This window comes from Segatella copri, assembly GCF_002224675.1.
GTDB classification, from domain to species: Bacteria; Bacteroidota; Bacteroidia; order Bacteroidales; family Bacteroidaceae; genus Prevotella; species Prevotella copri_U.
On record NZ_NMPZ01000062.1, the window covers coordinates 1 to 1,876 of the forward strand.

Genomic DNA, 1,876 nt, shown 5'->3' on the forward strand with positions numbered 1-1,876 from the left:
AATCCTCGAATGGAAATAACAAAAGAGCGAACTTCAAATGATAGGAAAGGTACCACATCCAAGAAATCAAAAAAAGGCAATACCGCTTTAATGCAATCAGCTGTTGATACAGACTCCATAGAAAACAGCAATATATTTGGTGTTGTAGAGGAGATGCCTTCATTCCCAGGTGGTATGGCTGCATTGATGAAATACATCAAGGATAATCTACGCTATCCAGAAATTTGTAGGGAAGGTGCTGCTATGGGCAGAGTTCATGTTGTCTTTATTGTAAACGAGGACGGAAGTTTGAGTGATATAAAGGTAATTAGAAGCATTAGCCCTGAACTTGACAAGGAAGCCATTAGGGTTGTGAAAAGTATGCCAAAATGGAATCCTGCAAAACAAAATGGCAAAGCTGTGAAAATGAAATATGTTGTTTCTGTAAATTTCAGACCTGAATAAGATGAATACAGCTCCACTTATCTGTATCGACCGTCATCGCCTTACAATTGACGGTGAGGGGGTTACTACGCTCGTAGCATTTCATGGTTGTCCTCTTCATTGCAAGTACTGTCTCAATCCCCAATGCCTTGATGCTGACGGCGTATGGCAGGAGGTGGATACAGAACTGCTGATGGCGAACGTGGAGATGGACAACCTCTACTTCTTAGCTACAGGAGGCGGCATCTGTTTTGGTGGAGGTGAACCGCTTCTGTGGAGTTCATTCATAAAGGAGTTTTGTGAACTATGCCCAGAGGGATGGCACTTTACGATGGAGACGAGTCTAAACGTACCTCGCCATCACTTGGAGAAAGTCACCCCATACATTGACTCCTTTATCATCGACATCAAGGACATGAATCCTGCCATCTATCAAGCCTACACTGGTAAGCCCAACCGGCAAGTTATCGACAACCTTGTCTGGCTCAACACTCATGCCAAACATAAAGACAAGATCATCCTTCGTCTCCCCATAATCCCCAAGTTCAACACCGAAGATGACAGGAAACACAGTCGCCAAGTCTTAATAGAATTAGGATATGAGAATTTTGATGAATTTGAATATGTTATTAGAAACAAATAAACAGTTTTAATTATATGTCCCAATGAAATGGATTTGAATGTAAATTCCATCTCATTGGGGTATTGGATAAAAATTATTGGTAATTTTTAATAGTACGTTTTATGCTATTAGACTCTCTGCGAAGTTCATTAGCTACACTGTCTTTGTATGCAGCCATCCGTACCATTTCATTGTATTTGAGAACAGAATCTTCGTAAGCTGCAACACGATTTTTGACATAGTCTATGACATTTTCGTCTCTGTTTACAGAGAAGTGCTTCTCTATATATAAGATGTTTGGGTCATCAGCAGACAGAACCATCTTCAAAGCTCTATACTTCAAGTCTGCCTCCTCCCAATCTTGGTGCTCTCGCCATTGGGTGAGGTTGCCCCAAATGGAGAGAACGAGAGATAGAGCCAAGCCGCCAATGAAAAGAAGAACATACTTTGATGTAGGCTCGAAGCGATGGGTTACAATCTTCTTTTGAGGAGAATTGTTCATCACTTCAAGTTTATCTTGCAATGCTTTTAAGGAAACATCATTCCCTTGTATCATCTGCTTGACTGCATCAACCAAGAGCTTGCTTCGCTGCTCATTTTTGCCGAGTTCAGCCTTGATAAGGTCAACAAAAACAACAATGGCATCTCTTAATTTGGATATTTTACCTCTGACTTCCTCTTCCTTGCCAAACATAGCAATGATTGATTTCTCCAACTTGGTTGTGTCATTACTTGCAGGAACGGTTTCCGCTCCTGCGTACTTTGGTGAAGCAGAAAGTTCATCGACTTTCTGCTCCAATCTCTCAACTGTGCCGTAGATGGCTTCCAATA

3 protein-coding genes are annotated in these 1,876 nt (G+C 41.3%); 2 read left to right on the forward strand and 1 reads right to left on the reverse strand.

What is annotated here, in order from left to right; translation table 11 throughout:
- Together CFT61_RS16265 and CFT61_RS16270 are read left to right on the forward strand one after the other, a co-directional pair.
- Window positions 1–444, forward strand: a 444-nt coding sequence (locus CFT61_RS16265; RefSeq protein WP_142990669.1) for an energy transducer TonB, incomplete at its 5' end; no start/stop codon positions are given.
- A 1-nt stretch (window position 445) separates the two neighbouring features.
- Window positions 446–1,066 (forward strand): radical SAM protein, encoded by a 621-nt coding sequence (locus CFT61_RS16270; RefSeq protein ID WP_089545399.1) that lies wholly within the window; start codon window positions 446–448, stop codon window positions 1,064–1,066.
- Between the two features lie 73 nt (window positions 1,067–1,139).
- Here CFT61_RS16270 and CFT61_RS16275 read toward each other — a convergent pair whose 3' ends face one another.
- Complete coding sequence (locus CFT61_RS16275) at window positions 1,140–1,874, reverse strand: hypothetical protein (RefSeq protein ID WP_254919019.1); 735 nt, start codon at window positions 1,872–1,874, stop codon at window positions 1,140–1,142.
- Between the last annotated feature and the right edge of the window lie 2 nt (window positions 1,875–1,876).